This window comes from Kaistia sp. SLG-1 (genome assembly GCF_059699055.1).
This window is the reverse complement of sequence record NZ_AP048544.1, coordinates 78,501-97,582: the sequence shown is the minus strand read 5'-3', so window position 1 is coordinate 97,582 and position 19,082 is coordinate 78,501. Positions and strand designations below refer to the sequence as shown.

The 19,082-nt window shown below is 66.3% G+C and carries 23 protein-coding genes; 7 read left to right on the top strand and 16 right to left on the bottom strand.

The features are described 5' to 3' along the window. Window positions 1-56 precede the first annotated feature (56 nt). From coaA to hisB, 7 genes are read right to left on the bottom strand one after another with little or no spacing between them, the layout of a single operon-like run. Entirely contained in the window at window positions 57-1,010 is a 954-nt protein-coding gene (gene coaA / locus AC6HZP_RS00445; protein ID WP_201401556.1) for a type I pantothenate kinase, read from the bottom strand. Between the two features lie 23 nt (window positions 1,011-1,033). After that, complete coding sequence (locus tag AC6HZP_RS00440; protein ID WP_497524971.1) at window positions 1,034-1,357, bottom strand: phosphoribosyl-ATP diphosphatase; 324 nt, start codon at window positions 1,355-1,357, stop codon at window positions 1,034-1,036. A gap of 12 nt (window positions 1,358-1,369) precedes the next feature. Next, window positions 1,370-2,158, bottom strand: coding sequence for an imidazole glycerol phosphate synthase subunit HisF (gene hisF / locus AC6HZP_RS00435; RefSeq protein ID WP_497524970.1), 789 nt, complete (start codon window positions 2,156-2,158; stop codon window positions 1,370-1,372). Beyond that, the gene (hisA, locus tag AC6HZP_RS00430; RefSeq protein ID WP_497524969.1) at window positions 2,158-2,898 is read right to left on the bottom strand and encodes a 1-(5-phosphoribosyl)-5-[(5-phosphoribosylamino)methylideneamino]imidazole-4-carboxamide isomerase; all 741 of its coding nucleotides are present in this window, start codon (window positions 2,896-2,898) and stop codon (window positions 2,158-2,160) included. Before hisA ends, hisF begins: the two co-directional genes overlap by 1 nt. Further along, window positions 2,898-3,548, bottom strand: a complete 651-nt coding sequence (gene hisH / locus AC6HZP_RS00425; RefSeq protein WP_201401552.1) for an imidazole glycerol phosphate synthase subunit HisH — start codon at window positions 3,546-3,548, stop codon at window positions 2,898-2,900. The genes hisA and hisH overlap by 1 nt, the downstream gene beginning before the upstream one ends. Continuing rightward, window positions 3,545-4,036, bottom strand: a complete 492-nt coding sequence (locus AC6HZP_RS00420; protein ID WP_201401551.1) for a DUF2628 domain-containing protein — start codon at window positions 4,034-4,036, stop codon at window positions 3,545-3,547. Before AC6HZP_RS00420 ends, hisH begins: the two co-directional genes overlap by 4 nt. A gap of 9 nt (window positions 4,037-4,045) precedes the next feature. Then, window positions 4,046-4,639 (bottom strand): imidazoleglycerol-phosphate dehydratase HisB, encoded by a 594-nt coding sequence (gene hisB, locus AC6HZP_RS00415; RefSeq protein WP_497524968.1) that lies wholly within the window; start codon window positions 4,637-4,639, stop codon window positions 4,046-4,048. Window positions 4,640-4,834: 195 nt separating this feature from the next. On the opposite strand from hisB, the gene hslV reads away from it, so the two are divergent. The 3 genes from hslV to AC6HZP_RS00400 all read left to right on the top strand — a co-directional run bounded on the left by hslV (window position 4,835) and on the right by AC6HZP_RS00400 (window position 7,956). After that, entirely contained in the window at window positions 4,835-5,401 is a 567-nt protein-coding gene (hslV, locus tag AC6HZP_RS00410) for an ATP-dependent protease subunit HslV (RefSeq protein ID WP_201401549.1), read from the top strand. 117 nt (window positions 5,402-5,518) lie between these two features. Next, the gene (gene hslU, locus AC6HZP_RS00405; protein ID WP_201401548.1) at window positions 5,519-6,823 is read left to right on the top strand and encodes an ATP-dependent protease ATPase subunit HslU; all 1,305 of its coding nucleotides are present in this window, start codon (window positions 5,519-5,521) and stop codon (window positions 6,821-6,823) included. 185 nt (window positions 6,824-7,008) lie between these two features. Further along, window positions 7,009-7,956, top strand: a complete 948-nt coding sequence (locus tag AC6HZP_RS00400; protein ID WP_497524967.1) for a DUF1402 family protein — start codon at window positions 7,009-7,011, stop codon at window positions 7,954-7,956. Between the two features lie 12 nt (window positions 7,957-7,968). On the opposite strand, the gene AC6HZP_RS00395 is transcribed toward AC6HZP_RS00400, so the two are convergent. From AC6HZP_RS00395 to AC6HZP_RS00380, 4 genes are read right to left on the bottom strand one after another with little or no spacing between them, the layout of a single operon-like run. Then, the gene (locus tag AC6HZP_RS00395) at window positions 7,969-8,388 is read right to left on the bottom strand and encodes a helix-turn-helix domain-containing protein (protein WP_201401546.1); all 420 of its coding nucleotides are present in this window, start codon (window positions 8,386-8,388) and stop codon (window positions 7,969-7,971) included. Then, the gene (locus AC6HZP_RS00390; RefSeq protein WP_497524966.1) at window positions 8,385-8,972 is read right to left on the bottom strand and encodes a Smr/MutS family protein; all 588 of its coding nucleotides are present in this window, start codon (window positions 8,970-8,972) and stop codon (window positions 8,385-8,387) included. Before AC6HZP_RS00390 ends, AC6HZP_RS00395 begins: the two co-directional genes overlap by 4 nt. Next, window positions 8,969-10,069, bottom strand: a complete 1,101-nt coding sequence (gene mltA, locus AC6HZP_RS00385) for a murein transglycosylase A (RefSeq protein WP_497524965.1) — start codon at window positions 10,067-10,069, stop codon at window positions 8,969-8,971. The genes AC6HZP_RS00390 and mltA overlap by 4 nt, the downstream gene beginning before the upstream one ends. Window positions 10,070-10,084: 15 nt before the next feature. Beyond that, a complete protein-coding gene (locus tag AC6HZP_RS00380; RefSeq protein WP_201401543.1) occupies window positions 10,085-10,816 on the bottom strand; it encodes a Tim44/TimA family putative adaptor protein in 732 nt (243 codons plus the stop codon). A 259-nt stretch (window positions 10,817-11,075) separates the two neighbouring features. On the opposite strand from AC6HZP_RS00380, the gene secB reads away from it, so the two are divergent. After that, window positions 11,076-11,564: a protein-export chaperone SecB gene (secB, locus tag AC6HZP_RS00375; protein ID WP_201401542.1), complete on the top strand. Its 489-nt coding sequence runs from the start codon at window positions 11,076-11,078 to the stop codon at window positions 11,562-11,564. A 296-nt stretch (window positions 11,565-11,860) separates the two neighbouring features. Here the strand turns inward: secB and dnaQ are convergent, their stop codons facing one another. The 5 genes from dnaQ to AC6HZP_RS00350 form a co-directional block, all read right to left on the bottom strand. After that, window positions 11,861-12,580, bottom strand: a complete 720-nt coding sequence (gene dnaQ / locus AC6HZP_RS00370; RefSeq protein ID WP_497524964.1) for a DNA polymerase III subunit epsilon — start codon at window positions 12,578-12,580, stop codon at window positions 11,861-11,863. Between the two features lie 61 nt (window positions 12,581-12,641). After that, entirely contained in the window at window positions 12,642-13,250 is a 609-nt protein-coding gene (gene coaE, locus AC6HZP_RS00365; RefSeq protein WP_497524963.1) for a dephospho-CoA kinase, read from the bottom strand. Further along, the gene (locus AC6HZP_RS00360) at window positions 13,247-14,119 is read right to left on the bottom strand and encodes a shikimate dehydrogenase (RefSeq protein WP_497524962.1); all 873 of its coding nucleotides are present in this window, start codon (window positions 14,117-14,119) and stop codon (window positions 13,247-13,249) included. Before AC6HZP_RS00360 ends, coaE begins: the two co-directional genes overlap by 4 nt. Window positions 14,120-14,128: 9 nt before the next feature. Further along, complete coding sequence (locus tag AC6HZP_RS00355) at window positions 14,129-14,716, bottom strand: Maf family protein (RefSeq protein ID WP_497524961.1); 588 nt, start codon at window positions 14,714-14,716, stop codon at window positions 14,129-14,131. Beyond that, the gene (locus AC6HZP_RS00350; RefSeq protein WP_201401537.1) at window positions 14,713-15,579 is read right to left on the bottom strand and encodes a pyruvate, water dikinase regulatory protein; all 867 of its coding nucleotides are present in this window, start codon (window positions 15,577-15,579) and stop codon (window positions 14,713-14,715) included. Before AC6HZP_RS00350 ends, AC6HZP_RS00355 begins: the two co-directional genes overlap by 4 nt. A gap of 436 nt (window positions 15,580-16,015) precedes the next feature. Here AC6HZP_RS00350 and hemE point away from each other — a divergent pair, with 436 nt between their 5' ends. The 3 genes from hemE (at window position 16,016) to rho (ending at window position 18,974) form a co-directional block, all read left to right on the top strand. Further along, window positions 16,016-17,038 carry a uroporphyrinogen decarboxylase gene (gene hemE, locus AC6HZP_RS00345; RefSeq protein ID WP_497526711.1) on the top strand — a complete coding sequence of 341 codons (1,023 nt, stop codon included), beginning with the start codon at window positions 16,016-16,018 and terminating at the stop codon, window positions 17,036-17,038. A 16-nt stretch (window positions 17,039-17,054) separates the two neighbouring features. Further along, window positions 17,055-17,486, top strand: coding sequence for a protoporphyrinogen oxidase HemJ (gene hemJ, locus AC6HZP_RS00340; protein ID WP_201401536.1), 432 nt, complete (start codon window positions 17,055-17,057; stop codon window positions 17,484-17,486). A gap of 222 nt (window positions 17,487-17,708) precedes the next feature. Further along, the gene (gene rho, locus AC6HZP_RS00335) at window positions 17,709-18,974 is read left to right on the top strand and encodes a transcription termination factor Rho (protein ID WP_201401535.1); all 1,266 of its coding nucleotides are present in this window, start codon (window positions 17,709-17,711) and stop codon (window positions 18,972-18,974) included. Window positions 18,975-19,082: the final 108 nt, after the last annotated feature.

The window sequence follows — 19,082 nt, the reverse complement described above, 5'->3', positions numbered from 1 at the left end:
ATCTTCGCAACTGCGAACGAGTGGCAATCCTATGTGCCGAAAACCCAGGCTACACCTCACAAACGGCGCAGCGCGACCTGTTCGATCCGGTGACTTTCTCCTTTGGATAGGATCAGGTCGGCGCGCGGTCGGGTCGGCAGGATGTTCTCGTAGAGGTTGAGGCGATTGATGCGCGACCACAGACCCTCGGCGATCGCCAGCGCCTCCTCGTCCGAGATCAGCGAGTAGCGATGGAAGTAGGAGTTGGGGTCGCGGAAGGCCGTCTCGCGCAGCCGCTGGAAACGCTCGACATACCAGCGCCGGATGTCGGCCTCGACGGCGTCGATGTAGATCGAGAAATCGAAGAAGTCGGAGACGAAGGGCACCGCCGTGCCGTCGCGCGGCAGGCGTGGCGCCTGCAGCACGTTGATGCCCTCGACGATCAGGATGTCCGGCCGGTCGATGGTAACCCGCTCGCTCGGCACGATGTCATAGACGAGATGTGAATAGACCGGCGCCGAGACGCTGCCGCGCCCCGCCTTGATGTCGGAGAGAAAGGCAAGCAGCGCCGGCAGATCGTAGCTCTCGGGGAAACCCTTGCGCTCCATCAGCCCTTCGCGCTCGAGCACGGCGTTCGGATAGAGGAAGCCGTCGGTGGTGATCAGGTCGACCTTGGGCGTGTTGGTCCAGCGCGCCAGCAGCGCCTTGAGCACGCGCGCCGTGGTCGACTTGCCGACGGCGACCGAGCCGCCGATGCCGATGATGAAGGGCGTCTTGCCCTCGGTCGCGCCGAGGAAGGTGCGGGTGGCGTTGTAAAGCCCCTGCGTCGCCGCGACGTAGAGGCTGAGGAGCCGCGACAGCGGCAGGTAGATCGTCACCACCTCGTCGATCGAGATCGGATCGTTCAGGCTGCGCAGCCGGACGAGATCGTCCTCGGTCAGCGTCAGCGGCATGTCGGCCCGGAGGCCGGCCCATTCCTTGCGGCCGAAATAGCGATGCGGGGCGTGCTCGATCCGCGCGGACTTGTCCATGATCATTCTCCCCGGACCGCGGATCACTCCGCCGGCCGCGACGCCTTTTCCTGCAGCCCGGTCTGGCGGGTGCGGCCTTCGAGCTCGTCCATCACCGCGTCGAGCGGCACGTCGGCCGCCTCCAGCATGACGAGCAGATGGTAGAGCACGTCGGCGGCCTCCGACGTCAGGTCGGCCGCGTTGCGCTCGGTCGCGGCGATCACGGCCTCGACGGCCTCCTCGCCGAATTTCTTGGCGCAGCGCGACGGCCCCTTGGCGACGAGCTTGGCCGTATAGGAGCCGGGATCGCCCGAATGGGCGCGGTTCCTGATGATCGCGGCGAGGTCGGAAAGCGTGAAGTTCGACATGCCCTGCCCTCCTTAACCGTCGAGACGGACCGGAATGCCGGCCGCCGCCATGTGGGACTTTACTTCGCCGATGGTGAACTGGCCGAAATGGAAGACCGAGGCGGCGAGCACCGCGCTGGCATGGCCCTCGACGACGCCGTCGACGAAATGGTCGAGCGCGCCGACGCCGCCCGACGCGATCACCGGAACCGGCACCGCGTCGGCGATCGCCCGCGTCAAAGCGAGGTCGAAACCGTCGCGCGTGCCGTCGCGGTCCATCGAGGTCAGGAGGATCTCGCCCGCGCCGAGCGCCGCGACTTCGATCGCATATTCGATCGCGTCGATGCCGGTCGGCTTGCGGCCGCCATGGGTGAAGATCTCCCAGCGGTCGTGGTGGTCGCCGCTCATGCCGCGGCGCTTGGTCTGCTTGGCGTCGATGGCGACGACGATCGCCTGCGCGCCGAACTTCTCCGCCGCGCGAGCGACGATCATGCGGTCCGTCACGGCGGCCGAGTTGATCGCCACCTTGTCGGCGCCGGCCAGCATCAGGGCGCGGATGTCCTCGACGGCGCGGACGCCGCCGCCGACCGTCACCGGCATGAAGCAGGCCTCGGCGGTGCGCGCCACGACATCGAGAATGGTGCCGCGGTTTTCGTGCGTCGCCGTGATGTCGAGGAAGCAGAGCTCGTCGGCGCCGGCGGCGTCATAGGCCTTGGCGGCCTCGACCGGATCGCCGGCGTCGACCAGGTCGACGAACTGCACGCCCTTGACGACGCGGCCGTCATGCACGTCCAGGCAGGGGATGACACGGGTCTTGAGCATCAGGCTTGCTCCCGCGCTTCGCGGATCAGCTTCAGCGCCGCCGCCGGATCGAGGCGGCCGTCATAAAGGGCGCGGCCGGAAATCGCACCTTCCAGGATGGCGCAATCGGGCTCGAGCAGGCGCTTGACGTCGTCGATCGAGGCGAGGCCGCCGGAGGCGATCACCGGGATCTCGACGGCGCGCGCGAGCGCCAGCGTCGATTCGATGTTCAACCCCTTCAGCACGCCGTCGCGGTCGATGTCGGTGAAGACGATCGCCGCCACGCCGGCATCCTCGAAGCGGCGCGCCAGCTCGATCGTCGTCAGCTCGGACGTCTCGGCCCAGCCTTCGACCGCGACCTTGCCGCCCCGCGCGTCGATGCCGACGGCGACCTGGCCCGGATAGGCCTTACAGGCCTCGCGGACGAGATCGGGATCGCGCACGGCGATCGTGCCGAGGATGACGCGCGAAATGCCCTTGTCGAGCCAGGCTTCGACGCCGGCGCGGTCGCGGATGCCGCCGCCGAGCTGGACCGGCATCTCGACCGCCTTCAGGATGGCCTCGACCGCCGCGCCGTTGACCGGCTGGCCGGCGAAGGCGCCGTTCAGGTCGACGACATGCAGATATTCGAAGCCCTGGGTCTCGAATTCATGCGCCTGGGCGGCGGGATCGGTGTTGAACACCGTCGCCTGCTCCATGTCGCCCAGCTTCAGGCGGACACAGGCGCCATCCTTCAGGTCGATGGCGGGGAAAAGGATCATCAGGGCTTCCACTTCAGGAAGTTGGCGAGAAGGGCGAGACCAAGCTTCTGGCTCTTCTCGGGATGGAACTGGGTTCCGGCGATGTTGCCGGTGGTGACGATCGCCGTGACCGGACCGCCATAATCGGCGGTCGCGATGACGTCGCCCGGCTGTTCGGCGAAGAGCTGGTAGGCATGCAGGAAATAGGCATGCCAGCCGTCGTCGCCGAGCGCGATGCCGTCGAGGAGCGGATGCGGGGCGGAGGCGTTCAGCGTGTTCCAGCCCATATGCGGGATCTTCAGGCGCGGATCGGAGGGTTCGATGCGGCGCACTTCGCCGGGAATGCGGCCGAGGCCCTTGGTAACGCCGTATTCGATGCCGCGCGTCGCCAAGAGCTGCATGCCGACGCAGATGCCGAGGAACGGCCGGCCCTTGGCGTCGATCGTCTCGTTGATCGCCTCGATCATGCCGTCGACGCTGTCGAGATTGGTGCGGCAATCGGCAAAGGCGCCGTCGCCGGGCAGGACGACGTGGTCCGCCTTGGCGACGACGTCGGGATCGGCGGTGACGACGATCCGCGCCGTCGAGCCGATGCCGGCGGCGGCGAGTTCGAGCGCCTTGGCGGCCGAGCGAAGATTGCCCGCGCCGTAGTCAATGATGGCAATGGTCATCGGGCTGTCCCCGGGGTCGGAAAGAGGCCGACAATATCGGCCGAGGCATTGGGCTGCGCCGCGCGAGCGATCCTGGCAGTGGCCGGAACGGCCTCCGGCACGACCGGCGAAGCGGCGGCGAAACGGTGGAAGAAGCGGATCTCGGCCTCGGCGCGCGAACGGCCCTCGGCGACGCCCGCCTCGGTGAAGCGGCGCCGCGAGAGCGTCCAGCGCAGAAGCGAACTGCCCTCGAGGCCGAGGAACAGCGCGCCGAGCAGGCCGAGTGCCGCCGCCGTCGGCGCGCCGAGATAGCGGCCGGAAAGCTCGATCGCGACGAGGTAGAGCGCATAGACTGCGAGCACCACCCACATGCGCCGATAGAGCATCCACAGCACTGGCAGGAAGAAGGCCGGCCACGAGAAGCCGTCCTTGACGAAGATCATGCGGTCGGCCTCGTCCAGCCCGCCGGTCGCGGAAACGGGCGGTGCGTGCACGGTGTAGATCGTCATGCCGCCCTCTCAGTCGCCGAGCTTGCCCTTGGTCGACGGCACACGGTCGGCCTGGCGCGGATCGATCGACGCTGCGACGCGAAGCGTGCGCGCGACCGCCTTGAAGCAGGTCTCGGCGATATGGTGGTTGTTGTCGCCGTAGAGATTCTCGATATGCAGCGTGATGCCGGCGTTCTGGGCGAAGGCCTGGAAGAATTCCTTGAACAGCTCGGTATCGAAATCGCCGACCTTGTCGCGCGTGAACTCGACCTTCCAGACCAGATAGGGCCGGCCGGAGACGTCGATGGCGCAGCGCGTCAGCGCCTCGTCCATGGCGAGGTGGGTGTCGGCATAGCGCGTGATGCCGCGCATCTCGCCGAGCGCCTTCTTGAGCGCCTGGCCGATGGCGATGCCGACGTCCTCGACGGTGTGGTGCTGGTCGATATGCAGGTCGCCCTTGCAGCGGACCGTCAGGTCCATCAGGCCGTGGCGGGCCAGCTGATCGAGCATATGATCGAAGAAGCCGACGCCCGTGGCGATGTCGGCGCGGCCGGTGCCGTCGAGATCCAGCGTTACCGCGATCTCGGTTTCCTTCGTCTTGCGCTCGATCGTGGCGCTACGCATATCTCTTTCCTTCTCAGTCCGCCTTGCTAGGGACAGCCGGCTTTTAACAGGCGTTTCCCTGTAACGCCACAAGGTTGAGCAAGCCTTTGCATCGCCGGACGGTGCGCCTACATAAGACGCTCCAGAGACGCTCTAGCCAACAGGGATCGCCGCGGGGCCTCAAGGGACCAAGGCGATCCGCCACGAAAGCAAATCATGACACATTCCCAGAACGATAGCCCCTATGCGGCTTGGCACGGGACGACGATCATCACCGTTCGCAAGGGCGACAAGGTGGTCATCGCCGGCGACGGCCAGGTGTCGCTGGGCCAGACCGTCATCAAGCACACGGCCCGCAAAGTCCGCCCGCTCGGCAAGGGCGGCGTGATCGCCGGTTTCGCCGGCTCGACCGCCGACGCCTTCACCCTGTTCGAACGCCTCGAGGCGAAGCTCGAGCAATATCCGGGACAGCTGACCCGCGCCTGCGTCGAGCTCGCCAAGGACTGGCGCACCGACCGCTATCTGCGCCATCTCGAGGCGATGATGCTGGTGGCCGACAAGACGACGAGCCTCGTGCTCACCGGCAATGGCGACGTGCTCGAGCCGGAAGGCGGCGTCATGGGCATCGGCTCCGGCGGCAACTACGCCCTCGCCGCCGCCCGCGCGCTGGCCGACACCGATCTCACCGCCGAACAGATCGCCCGCAAGGCGATGGCGATCGCCGCCGAGATCTGCGTCTACACCAATACCAGCGTGACGCTCGAACAGCTCGACGCTGCCTAGAGTGTCTCACCGTTTCTCCGAAACGGCTCGATACTCTAGCTCCTTGTTTTGACGCGTTTTCCAGCCGCGAACCGCACACACTTCGCTTGAAAACGCTATAGGCGGACAGGAAGTCCCATGACCAATTTCTCTCCCCGCGAGATCGTCTCCGAGCTCGACCGCTACATCATCGGCCAGAACGACGCGAAGCGCGCCGTCGCCATCGCGCTTCGCAACCGCTGGCGGCGCCAGCAGCTCGAAGGCACGATGCGCGAAGAAGTGCTGCCGAAGAACATCCTGATGATCGGGCCGACCGGCGTCGGCAAGACCGAGATCTCGCGCCGGCTCGCCCGTCTCGCCGGCGCCCCGTTCCTGAAGGTCGAGGCGACCAAGTTCACCGAGGTCGGCTATGTCGGCCGCGACGTCGAGCAGATCGTCCGCGACCTGGTCGAGGTCGGCATCTCGCTGACCCGCGAGAAGAAGCGCAAGGACGTCGAAGCCAAGGCGCATCTCTCGGCCGAGGAACGCGTGCTGAACGCGCTCGTCGGCGACAGCGCCAGCCCGGCGACGCGCGAAAGCTTCCGCAAGAAGCTGCGCGCCAACGAGCTGGACGACAAGGAAATCGAGATCCAGGTGCGCGACCAGTCCGGCGGCCTGCCGCAGTTCGACGTTCCCGGCATGCCGGGCGCCTCGATCGGCGTCATGAACATCGGCGACATGCTCGGCAAGGCCTTCGGCGGCAAGACCAAGACGCGGCGCGTCACGGTCAAGGACAGCTACAAGGTGCTGATCGACGAGGAATCCGACAAGCTGCTCGACGACGAGCAGCTGACGGCCGAGGCGATCTCGATCGTCGAGAACGACGGCATCGTCTTCCTGGACGAGATCGACAAGATCTGCGCCCGCGAAGGCCGGGCCGGCGATGTTTCACGTGAAGGCGTGCAGCGCGACCTTCTACCCTTGATTGAAGGTACGACCGTCGCAACCAAGTACGGCCCGGTGAAGACCGATCACATCCTCTTCATCGCGTCGGGCGCCTTCCACATCGCCAAGCCGTCGGACCTGCTGCCGGAGCTGCAGGGCCGCCTGCCGATCCGCGTCGAGCTCAACGCACTGACCCAGGCCGACTTCCGCCAGATCCTGACGGAACCGGAGGCGAGCCTGATCAAGCAGTATGTCGCGCTGATGCAGACGGAAGGCGTCAAGCTCGTTATCGCCGAGGATGCGATCGACGCCATCGCCCGCATCGCGGTCGAGGTGAACTCGTCGGTCGAGAACATCGGCGCGCGCCGGCTGCAGACCGTCATGGAGCGGATCCTCGACGACATCAGCTTCGCCGCCCCGGATCGCTCCGGCGACACGGTGACGATCGACGCCGCCTATATCGAGGCGCATATCGGCGATCTCTCGCGCAACATCGACCTGTCGCGCTACATCCTCTGACGCGATAGCGGCCCCGCCCTGCCCTTTTGGCGGGGCCGCGCAACCTTCTGCAACCTGCCGCAGCGGCTTTATCCGCGCCCTGTGGCAGGTAAGCCGTTTTCGAGCCCGGTTTTCCGATGCTATAAACCCGGATCGGCCGATCCATGACGGGTGCGGTCTCTCGTTCGACCGACGGATCGCTTCCCATGCGTCTTCTGCGTAGCGCCCTGCTCGCTTCCCTCGTCCTCGCGACCATCCTGCCGGCCAAGGCCGCCGTCGTCGTGCCGCCCGGCAACCGCAGCGCGGCGCAGCCCGAAATCGACATGAGTTCGATCAAGCGGGCCGGCGAGACCAAGGAGACGTTCGAGGCGAAATACCGCCGGATCTACGCGCTGCTGAAGCGCGACAAGACCCTGATCCGCTCGATCAAGCGCGCCGCCAAGATCTATGACGTCGACCCGGTGCATCTGGTCGGCGCCATCGTCGGCGAGCACACCTACAACGTCGGCGGCCTCGACAGCGCCCAGGCCTATTACGTCAAGGCGCTCGCCTATCTCGGCACCAAGGACCTCGCCTTCGGCTACCAGGGCGAGAGCGTCGCCGAATTTGTCAGCCGCCCGCAATTCGACCGCTGCGACGGGCTGAAGTCATCCTATGACCTCTGGACCTGCCGCGAGGATGTCTGGGACGCCGAGTTCCGGGGCAAGAAGGTCGACGGCAAGTCGTTCCCGCGCGACCGCTTCTCCAAGGTGTTCTTCCAGCCGCTCTATGCCGGCCAGACCTTCGGGCTCGGCCAGATCAATCCGCTGACCGCGCTCACCGTCACCGACATCGTGCACCGGAAGAGCGGACTGCCGCTGCTCGATGCCGAGCGGGCGCCGGAGCTCTACCAGGCGATCATGGATCCCAACATGTCGCTCGACTACATGGCGGCGATCCTCCGCCTGTCGATCGACGTCTATCGCGACACCGCCGGCGTCGACATCTCGAACAATCCCGGCATCACCTCGACGCTCTATAATGTCGGCGACGTCAAGGTGCGCGCCCGCAAGCTCGCCGCCGAGCGCAAGCGCAACAAGAACGCGATGCCGCAGGAAAACTACTATGGCTGGCTGGTGAACGAGCGGCTCGACGAGCTGCGCGCGCTGCTCTGAGGAGCCCGTCGCTCACTTGAGCGTCGGCAGATCCAGCGCGTGTTCGGCCTGCAGCGCCCGCCGGGCGCTGTCGCGATCGCGGGCGTCCTGAACCGCCTTCTTCAGTTCCTGCAACGACTTGACGCTGAGGCCGCCGATCTCGCCGGCGAGAAGATGCGCGAGTTCCGTCGCCTCGGGCGCCAGTCCCGCCGTGTCGACGACGACGCGCGGATGCGAGCGTTCTGCGAGGCGCTGCAGTTCCTCGGCCTCATCCCAGATGACGTTGAAATAGGCGATGATGCGCTGGACCATGAACCAGCTCGGACTGCCGCGCTTGCCGTGCTCGAGCGCCGAGAGATAGGAGCTCGAGACCTGGAGCTTCCCGGCCATGTCCTTGAGCGACAGGCCCCTCTCCTCGCGCATCTCGCGCAGGCGCTGGCCGAACGGGGTCATGCCGGACCTGCCTTGTGCGCCGTCCGCTTCTTGCGGATCCGCACATAGAGCGCGCCGCCGCCGCCATGGCTGCGGTGCGCCTCCTCGAAGCCGATGACGATGCCGCGCAAGCCCGGCTCGGCCAGCCATTGCGGCACGCGCCGGCGCAGCACGCCGCGCTCGGTCATGCCGAACGGATCCTCGCCGGTCGCCTTGCCCTTGCCGGTGATGACGATGACGAGCTTGGCGCCGCGCGCCTGCGCGTCGACAAGGAAGCCGCGCAGCCGGTCATGCGCGTCCATCTGGGTCAGCCCGTGCAGGTCGATGCGGCCGTCGATCTCGATCGTGCCGCGCGCGACGCGGGTCAGCGTGCGCCGCTCGATCGGATGCAGCGGCGGTGGCGGCGCCGGCTTGTCGGCCTTGCCGATCTTCGCCCCCGCCCCGACCGGCTTCGCCAGCTCGGCCTGAAGCGACTGCGGCTCGGCGACCGGCGCCGGAGGCGGCTCGGGCATGACATCTTCCGGCCGCAGCGGCACGGCGGTGCGCGCGACCGTCGCCCAGAGCGTGCGCTCCTCGCCCGACAGGCTGCGCTTGCGGCGTGTCATGACCCGCCCCGCGGCGCCAGCACGACGAAACCGCCCGCCGCCTGCATGCGCCCGGCGATCCGGCCGGCCTCGTCGCCGGAGCCGAAGAAGATGTCGCCGCGCGCCGGGCCGAGAATGGCCGAGCCGGTATCCTGCGCGACGAGCAGCCGGCGGAACGCGGCGCCGCCCTCGGCCGCCGGCAGCCTCGTGTCGATCCAGACCGGCACATGGAAAGTGTGCAGCGTGCGGTCGACGGCGAGGCTGCGCCCGGCGGTCAGCGGCACCTTGGCGGCGGCGATCGGCCCGAGCGCCGGATCCTGCACCGCGGCCTCGCGGAAGAAGATGTAGGAGCGGTTCTGCCAGATCACCTCGGACGCCTGGTCCGGATGGGCGGCGAGCCATTCGCGGATCGTCTGCATGGAGACGCCGCCCTTCGGCAACGCGCCGCGATCGAGCAGCACCCGGCCGACCGAGGTGTAGGCATAGCCCGACTTCGCCGCATAGGTGACGCGGAGAAGCTCGCCCCCCGGCAGCCGCAGCCGCGCCGCGCCCTGGATATGGACGAAGAGCGCATCGACGCGATCGGCGAGATAGGCGATTTCCAGTCCGCGCCCCGCAAGCGCGCCGCGCTCGATCTCGCCCCGGTCGAAGAAGGGCTCGAACCCCGCCTCCGTCCGGCGCGCGAAACGCATGCCGGGCTCGAGGCCGGGCGGCGGATCCTTTTCGTCGATCTCGACCAGCTCCGACGGCGGCGCCAGCAGCGGCACGGCGAACTCCGCCGACGGCTGCAGGGATGCCGCGACTTCGGGCTCGTAGAATCCGGTGAAGAAGCCGGCGTCGCTGTCGGGCTGAACCAGCCGCAACGGCTGGAAATTTGCCTCGAAGAAGCGGCGGGCGCTTTCGCCGTCCAGCTCGGCCGGCAGGCCGATGGCCGCGCCGGCGACCTTCGCCAGCGCGACGCCGTCTATGCCGAGCGCGCGTGTCTTCGGAGGCTGGTCCGCGATATGGACGGCGCTCCGGTGAAAGGCGCGCCACGCCGCCGCATGGTCGTCATCCCGCCAGCCTTCGAGCGCGTCGAAGGGGATCGGCACAAGCCGGGTGTTCGCTTCCGTCGACACAACGCGGGCTTCCGGTCATTCAACGGTTTCGGTCGCCACCAGCAGCCAGTTCGGGTCTCGGGATGAGACATCGCGGGCGAAGGTCCAGATATCGGTGACGTCGGCGATGTGGACGGCATCGCCATCGACGATCTCGCCGGCCTTGTCGCGCGTCGCCGAGATCAGCTTGGAGACGAACTTGACCGAGACCTGCGCCGTGCCGTTCTTCAGCGCGCCATCGACCATTTCGACCTTCTCGAAGCCGACGAAATTGAACTCGACCGTCTCGCCGCGCGCCTCGCGCTCGCCGATGGCGCCGGCGAAGCCGTCATAGACCTCGCGGCCGAGCAGCGGCTTCAGCGCCTTGCGGTCGCCCTGGGCGAAGGCGGTGACGATCATTTCGTAAGCGGTGCGCGCGCCGTCGATGAACTGCTGCGGATCGAAATTGCGGTCCGCCGCGATGATCGCGGCGAGCGCCGAGGCGAGCGGCGTTCCAGGCTGGGCGACGGCGGCGATGCGCTGATCCTCGCTGGTCGTGACCGGCTGCGCGGCGACGGCGGCATCGTCATTCGCGGACGGGCGACGCGGCAGCGCCACCACCTTGTCGCCGGCGGCCGCTTCCGGCTCGCTGGCCTTGCGACGGGCGAACGGGTCGAACGGCGGGCGCTCATTGCCCGTGCGCTGACCCAGCACGCCGCGCAGCTTGAAGAAGATCACCACCGCGAGGACGAGGAAGATCAGCGTATAGATATCGACGAAGCCGTTCATGCCGAAGGCATCCTGTCCTATTCTGGAGGGCCCATGAGACCGGATCTGGAGCCGGAAACGCGCAAGCGAGCGATCATGGACCCAATGTGGTAATCGTTGGGCGGCGATCCAAGTCCGTCAAGGGCACAATGCCGGCTAGGGCAGCACATCGAGCCTCCGACGGACGTCGTACAGCGCTTGTATCACTGAGACGGAAGTGTTAGCGAGCCCACTTGTCAAGATCAGGCCATTCGGCCGATTGTCCAGGGGAGCCGCCATTATGGCCGATGACAACGAAAACGGCGCGGGCCAGCTCGCCCAGCCGAACCTTTCGATCCTGCTGCAGTATGTGAAGGATCTTTCCTTCGAGAATCCCGGTGCGCCCCGTTCGCTCGGTCCGCGTCGCACGGCTCCGAGCATCAACATCGGCATCAATGTCGGCGCCACGCCGCTGGACGCTGAAGATTACGAGATCGAGCTCCGTCTCGAAGGCCGCGCCACCGAAGGCGACCAGACGATCTTCGTCGCCGAGCTGGTCTATGCCGGCGTGTTCCGCCTTTCGAACGTGCCGCAGGAAAACCTGGCGCCGATCCTGATGATCGAATGCCCGCGCCTGCTGTTCCCGTTCGCGCGCCAGATCCTGGCCGACATGACCCGCAATGGCGGCTTCCCGCCGCTGCTCGTCGATCCCGTCGACTTCACCCAGCTCTACCGTCAGCGCCTGATGGAAATGGCCGCCGCCCAGCAGCAGGGTTCGCGCCCGAGCTGATCGGCCTCGCGACGGCAAGGCCGACGCAGAACGAACGAAGCCCCTGCTCCGGATGGATCAGGGGCTTTTCTTTTTTGGGTGTTCCTTTTCGCGGACAGAGCTGCCCTTTCACCTCTCCCTGAGGGAGAGGTCGACGGCCGAAGGCCGGCGGGTGAGGGTTTACTGCCTCGCAAGTCAGGCTTCCGGCAGCGCAATGCCCTGATGGGTTCTCTAAACCCTCACCCGGAGCTTTGCTCCGACCTCTCCCTCAGGGAGAGGTGAAAGAAGAGCGTGCCGCTTCGAAAGGCCAGAAGCCCTCAGGCCTCGCCGGCCTCTTCCGGCAGGTAGGCCTTCCACAGCGCGCTGTCGCCCATCTTGCCGATGAAGGCCTGGTGCGCCGCCTGCTCTTCCGCGGTGACGCGGAACGGACGCGGCTCGGGCCGCTGCTGCGTCGGCGCCACGATGATCGGCGCGCCGTCGTCGCTGACCTCGGCGGCCGCGTCCGGCATCAGGATCAGGTCCGGCTGGCGCCCGCCGATCAGCTCCAGATAAACGTCGGCGAGCAGCACCGAGTCGATCAGGCCGCCGTGGACGGTGCGCTTGCTGGTATCGATGCCATAGCGCGAGCAGAGCGCATCGAGCGAGTTCGGGCCCATCGGATGCTTGCGGCGCGCCAGCACAAGCGTGTCGATCACCCGATCCGGCGGGATCGGCGGCTTGCCGAGCCGTGCGAACTCCGCGTTGATGAAGCCGATATCGAAGCTGGCGTTGTGAGCGATCAGCGTCGCGCCTTCGATGAAGGCGATGAAATCGTCGACCACCGCGCTGAACACCGGCTTGTCGGCCAGGAATTCGTCGGAAAGACCATGCACGCGGAACGCCTCGACCGGCATCGACCGTTCGGGGTTGATGTAGATGTGGAAGTCGCGACCCGTGGGGAGGTGGTTGAACAGCTCCACCGCGCCGATTTCGACCAGCCGGTCGCCCTTCAACGGTTCGAGGCCGGTCGTTTCCGTATCAAAGACGATCTCGCGCAACGCTCTCTCCGCTATTCGTCAATCCATGGTGCCGATGCCGGGGCCGGCACGCAACACTTTGTCAGTTCCGGTCCGACCGCGCGGCCGCTGTCGCCGCCAGCGCCCGCACGATATCCGCCACACGCGCCGCCGACGCTTCCTTGCTGCCGCCCGTCTCGACAACGAAATGAGCGCGCCGGCGCTTTTCCGCATCCGGCATCTGGCGGGCGAGAATGGCGGCGAGCCGCTCCGGCGTCATGCCCGAGCGCTCCAGAACCCGCGCCGCCTGGATCTCGGCCGGCGCGCTGACGACGACGGTGACGTCGACCCGCTTTTCGCCGCCGGTCTCGAACAGAAGCGGCACGTCGACGACGAACATCGACCGGCCGGCACGCCGCGCCTTGTCCATGCGCTCAGCCTCGACGGCCTGCACCATCGGATGGACGATCGCTTCCAGCTCCCGCAACGCGCCCGGATCCGCGGCGAGGATCGCCGACAGCCGGACCCGGTCGACCACGCCATCCTGGATCGCGTCCGGAAAACGCGCTGAGATCGCCGGCACGGCCGGCCCGCGATAGAGCGCGTGGACGACGGCATCGGCGTCGTGCAGCACGGCGCCATGCTCGGCGAACAGCCGGGCCGTCGTCGACTTGCCCATGCCGATCGAGCCGGTGACGCCGATGACGATCACGCCGCGTTTCCTGCTTCGACGATGCCCATGTCGGCGAGGATCAGGGCCCGGAGCTCCGGCGTGACGGTGGGCCGGCGGCCGAACCAACGCTCGAAGCCCGGCGCGGCCTGGTGCAGCAGCATGCCGAGGCCGTCGACCGTCTTCAGCCCGCGCGCCCGCGCAATCGAAAGCAGCGGCGTCTCGAGCGGCGTGTAGACGATGTCGGTGACGAACAGATCGTCGCGCGCCGCGCCGAGGTCGATCACCAGCGGCGGCTGGCCCTCCATGCCGAGCGAGGTGGTGTTGACCAGCAAGGTCGCCTGCGGCAGCAGGCGAGGGAGGTCGTCCCAGCCGGCGGGCCGGATTTCGGAGCCGAAACGTTCGGCCATCGCCTCGGCCCGGTCACGGGTCCGGTTGACGACATGGATCGGCGCGAATCCGCGCGCCTTCAGCGCCCAGATCACCGCGCGCGCCGCGCCGCCGGCGCCAAGCACGATCGCCGGGCCGGGATTGGCGTCGAAACCGGGGGCTCGCTGGTCGAGATTGGCGATGAAACCCTCGGCGTCGGTATTCGAGCCGAGGAGCTTGCCGTTTTCCAGCCAGACCGTGTTGACGGCGCCGAGCGCGGTCGCGACCGCATCGGCCTGGTCGACCGAGGCGAAGGCGACTTCCTTGTGCGGGACGGTAACGTTGCAGCCGATGAAGGGGCCGCCGGCGAAACCGGCGAAGAAGGCGGAAGCATTCTCCGGCTCGACCGGATGGCGGACATAGTCGCCGGCAAGCCCCAGCTCCGCCAGCCAGTGGCGATGGATGATCGGCGAGCGGGAATGCTTGACCGGCCAGCCGATGACACAGGCGGTCGGAACAGTCGTCGTGGCTGAGATCGTCATATCGCCTCGTCAGGACGGAAGGAGGCCGCGCCGGCGCAATTCGGCCAGCAGCGGCAACATGGGAAGTCCGAGAATGCTGAAATAGTCGCCTTCGATCGCTTGGAAAAGCTGGATTCCGACGCCTTCGAGCAGATAGGCGCCAACCGACCACAGCGCACTATCACCGGCCGCGTCGAGATATCGCTCGATCGCCTCGCTTGTCAGGGGCCGCATGGTCAGGCTCGCCGTACTGACATGTTCCCAGACGATCTCGCCGTTCTCCGCAAGCACGACCGCCGTGCGCAGGCGATGGGTACGGCCGGCGAGCGCCGCGATCTGCGCAGCGGCAGCGGCGCGATCGACCGGCTTGACGAAGCGCGCGCCGTCGAGATCGAGCACCTGATCGCCGCCGAGAACCAGACCGCCGGGCGCCGCGATGGCGAGCGCCTTGGCGCGCGAAAGGGCCAGCGCGATCTCGGTCGGCGAGGCGCCTTGGGCGAGGAGGGGCGTTTCCAGCGCCCGCTCGTCGACGCCCGGCGCGATCGCCTCGAAGGCGAGACCGGCATTGCGGAGGAGGGCGATGCGGGTCGAGCTGGTGGAGGCGAGGATCAGCGTCATGATGAAAGCCCGTCCCGGATCCCGGCTTCGCGGAGCGTTCCGGCCTGCTTGTTGCGCAGCGCCAGGATGGCGGCGGCCGTCTCCTCGATCGAACGGCGCGTCACGTCGATGACCGGCCAGCCATTGCGGGCGCAGATCTTGCGGGTGGCGGCGATCTCGTTGGCGACGGCGGCGCGATCGACATAGGGATCGTCCTCGCTGCCAAAGGCGGCATTGGAGAGAACCCGGTTTTCCCGCATCTGCACGATCCGGTCCGGCGTCGCGACCAGCCCGACGATCAGCGGATGGCTCGCTGCCTCGAGTTCCGCCGGCAGGCCGATCCCCGGCACGATCGGGATATTGGCGGTGCGCACGCCGCGATTGGCCAGATAGATGCTGGTCGGCGTCTTCGACGTCCGGCTGACGCCGATGATGACGATCTCGGCGAGGTCGAGATCCTCCGGCAACTGGCCGTCATCATGCATCATGGTGAAGGTCAGCGCCTCGATGCGGCGGAAATAGTCGCCGTCGAGCGAATGCTGCGCGCCGGCGCGACCCTCACTCGACGCGCCGAGATAGGACTGGAACACCTGCAGCACCGGATCGAGCACCGAGAAGCAGGGCACGCCGATGTCGCGGCAGCCCTGTTCCAGCATCGCCGCCATGACGCGATCGACCAGCGTGTAGAGAATGATGCCCGGCTCGCGCTCGATCTCGACAAGAAGCTGGTCGATCTGCTTCGGCGCCCGCACCATCGAATGCATGTGCTCGATCACCGAAACGCCCGGATATTGCGCCGAAGCGGCGCGTCCGACGGTCAGCAGCGTCTCGCCGGTAGCATCCGAAATCAGGTGCAAATGGAGATGCCGGGACTCGTTCTTCACACTGTCATCCCCAGGGCTGTGGACACGGACGGGATAAGTCGGCCTCCGTTCGGCCAGGACCCGACTTGTCCCCGATCGCCGCGAATTGATCAACAGCGGCTCCGCCTGGGGAGATCGAGTCCGGGGCTGTCGATGGAATCGGGGATTAACGAGTTATTAACCTATGCGTTAAGGGGATATTAACAATGATGGCAGAACTGCTCCAAAGTTGAGGATTGGCAAAAAGCGCAAATGGGCCAAGGCGATACGCGCCGCCATCCACTCTCTTTCCCCAGCCGGGCGGATATGGGGCTGAAAAGGGCGGGTTCTTCAGACGGCGTCTCGGTCGCATTGTGGACGGCGATGAATGACGGTAATCCACCGTCTAAAAGAAGAAGAAACTACAGATAGATCTCTTTCTTTGGTGGTGGTGGTGCAGAAAGTCCCGACGGCTTTGATGACGAAAGCGCGCTTGTTGCGCGTCCTCGATGGCGAGGTTCTCGCCGAGCCGCCGATCTGGCTGATGCGCCAGGCAGGCCGTTATCTGCCCGAATACCGGGAGCTCCGCGCCAAGGCCGGATCCTTCCTCGATCTCTGCTACACGCCCGAGCTCGCGACCGAGGTGACGCTGCAGCCGATCCGCCGGTTCGGTTTCGACGCGGCGATCCTGTTCTCCGACATTCTCGTCATTCCGCACGCGCTCGGCCGTGACGTCCGCTTCGTCGAAGGCGAGGGACCGCGTCTCGATCCGATCGATCCGGCCGAGATCGCGCAGCTTTCCGTAGACGCCGTCCTCGAAAGGCTGGCGCCGGTGCTGGAGACGGTTGGCGCCGTCCGCCGCGAGTTGGCCCCCGACAAGGCCCTGATCGGCTTCTGCGGCGCGCCCTGGACCGTTGCGACCTACATGATCGCCGGTAAGGGGACTCCGGATCAGGCGCCATCGCGTTTGCTGGCGGCGCGCGACCCGGAAGCGCTGGACCGGCTGATCGACACGCTGGTCGAGGCTTCGATCGTCTATCTGGTCGCGCAATTGCGGGCCGGTGCCGACGCCGTGCAGATTTTCGACAGCTGGTCTCGTGTTCTGTCGCCGAAGGCATTCGAACGCTGGTCGGCCGGGCCGATCGCGCGGATCGTCGCCGGCGTGCGGGCGGAAATCCCGGATGCGCGCATCATCGGCTTCCCGAAAGGCGCGGATCGCGGGCTTTCGGCCTTCGTCGAGACGACGCGCGTCAACGCGGTCGGCGTCGACTGGACCGTGCCGCTGCAGGCGGTGCGCGACGAAATCGACGGTCGCGCCGCCATCCAGGGCAATCTGGACCCGATGGTCCTGGTCGCCGGCGGCGACGAGCTCGATCGTTCGGTCGATGAAATTCTCGAGACGATGCGCGGCTCGCGACTGATCTTCAATCTCGGGCACGGGATCGTGCCGCAGACGCCGATCGCGCATGTCGAGCGGCTGATCGCACGCATTCGCGGCTAGGGCAGGGGGAACGGCAATGCTGGCTTACTACGACTGGATCAAGGCCCTGCACGTCATCGCGGTGATCACGTGGATGGCGGGAATCTTCTATCTGCCGCGCCTTTTCGTCTATCACACCGGCGCGGCGGTAGGCTCCGACAAGTCCGAGACCTTCAAGGTCATGGAAGCCAAGCTGCTGCGGATCATCATGAATCCGGCGATGATCCTGACCTGGATCACGGGATTGACGATCGTCCGTTTGGGCGGCTTCGAGCAGCAGCCCTGGTTCATGGCGAAATTCGTGCTTGTCATCGCCATGTCGGTTTTCCATATGTGGCTGGCGTCGTGCCGCAAGGCCTTCGCGGCGGATCGCAACACGCGTTCGGAGCGGGCCTACCGTCTCGCCAACGAGATCCCGACGATCCTGATGATCCTCATCGTCATTCTGGTCGTGGTAAAACCGTTCTGAGTTTCTGTGATTTTGCGACGTTTCTGACGCTTGCCGTGGAACCGGCGAGCGATTATGGTGCGCCATCTTGTCGAAGCAGACAGATGCCGGTTGACCTGCCAGGGACGACCGAAGCATCGCGCCGGCGGGCATAGCTCCCGCCAGGCTGAAGTTCTGCCAATCCCCATTTATGCCCTTCGATATCCATCCTTTCTTTGAATCCAAACGAGATTCACAAAACCCATGCGTGAAATGAAACTGCAGGACCTCAAGTCCAAATCCCCGACGGAGCTGCTGGCCTTCGCCGAGGAACTTGAGGTCGAGAATGCGAGCACGCTGCGCAAGCAGGAACTGATGTTCGCGATCCTGAAGCAGCTGGCAGACAACGACGTCGAGATCGTCGGACAGGGCGTCGTCGAAGTGCTGCAGGACGGCTTTGGCTTCCTGCGCTCGCCCGACGCCAATTATCTCGCCGGACCCGACGATATCTATGTCTCTCCCTCGCAGATCCGCCGCTTCTCGCTGCGGACCGGCGACACGGTCGAGGGCTATATCCGCAGTCCGAAGGATGGCGAGCGCTATTTCGCCCTGCTCAAGGTCTCGACGATCAATTTCGAGGACCCCGACAAGGCGCGCCACAAGGTCCACTTCGACAATCTGACGCCGCTCTATCCGAACGAGCGCTTCAAGATGGAGCTCGAGGTTCCGGCCGGCAAGGATATGACGCCGCGGATCATCGACCTCGTCGCGCCGCTCGGCAAAGGTCAGCGCGCCCTGGTCACGGCGCCGCCGCGCACCGGTAAGACGGTGTTCCTGCAGAACATCGCCCACTCGATCGCCCAGAACCATCCCGAGTGCTACCTCATCGTTCTCCTGATCGACGAGCGCCCGGAAGAAGTGACGGACATGCAGCGCTCGGTGAAGGGCGAGGTGATCTCCTCGACCTTCGACGAGCCCGCCACCCGCCACGTTGCCGTCGCCGAGATGGTGATCGAGAAGGCCAAGCGCCTGGTCGAGCATGGCCGCGACGTCGTCATTCTGCTGGATTCGATCACCCGCCTCGGCCGCGCCTACAACACGGTCGTGCCGTCCTCCGGCAAGGTGCTGACCGGCGGTGTCGACGCCAATGCGCTGCAGCGGCCGAAGCGCTTCTTCGGCGCCGCGCGCAACATCGAGGAAGGCGGTTCGCTGACGATCATCGCGACGGCGCTGATCGATACCGGCAGCCGCATGGACGAAGTCATCTTCGAAGAGTTCAAGGGCACCGGTAACTCGGAAATCATCCTGGACCGCAAGGTGGCCGACAAGCGGACCTTCCCGGCGATCGACATCACCCGCTCGGGCACCCGCAAGGAAGAGCTGCTGGTTCCGCCGGATGTGCTCAAGAAGATGTACGTGCTCCGCCGCATCCTCATGCCGATGGGCACCGTCGACGCGATCGAGTTCCTGCTCGACAAGCTCCGGCAGACGAAACACAACTCCGATTTCTTCGATCAGATGAACACCTGATCTAGCATTTCGGCCGCCTGTCGGCGGCCGTCTCCGAGATCAAAATGGCCGGGCTCGTCCCGGCCATTTTTCGTCTGGGCTGTTAACCCGCGAGCCCGGCCTTGTTAG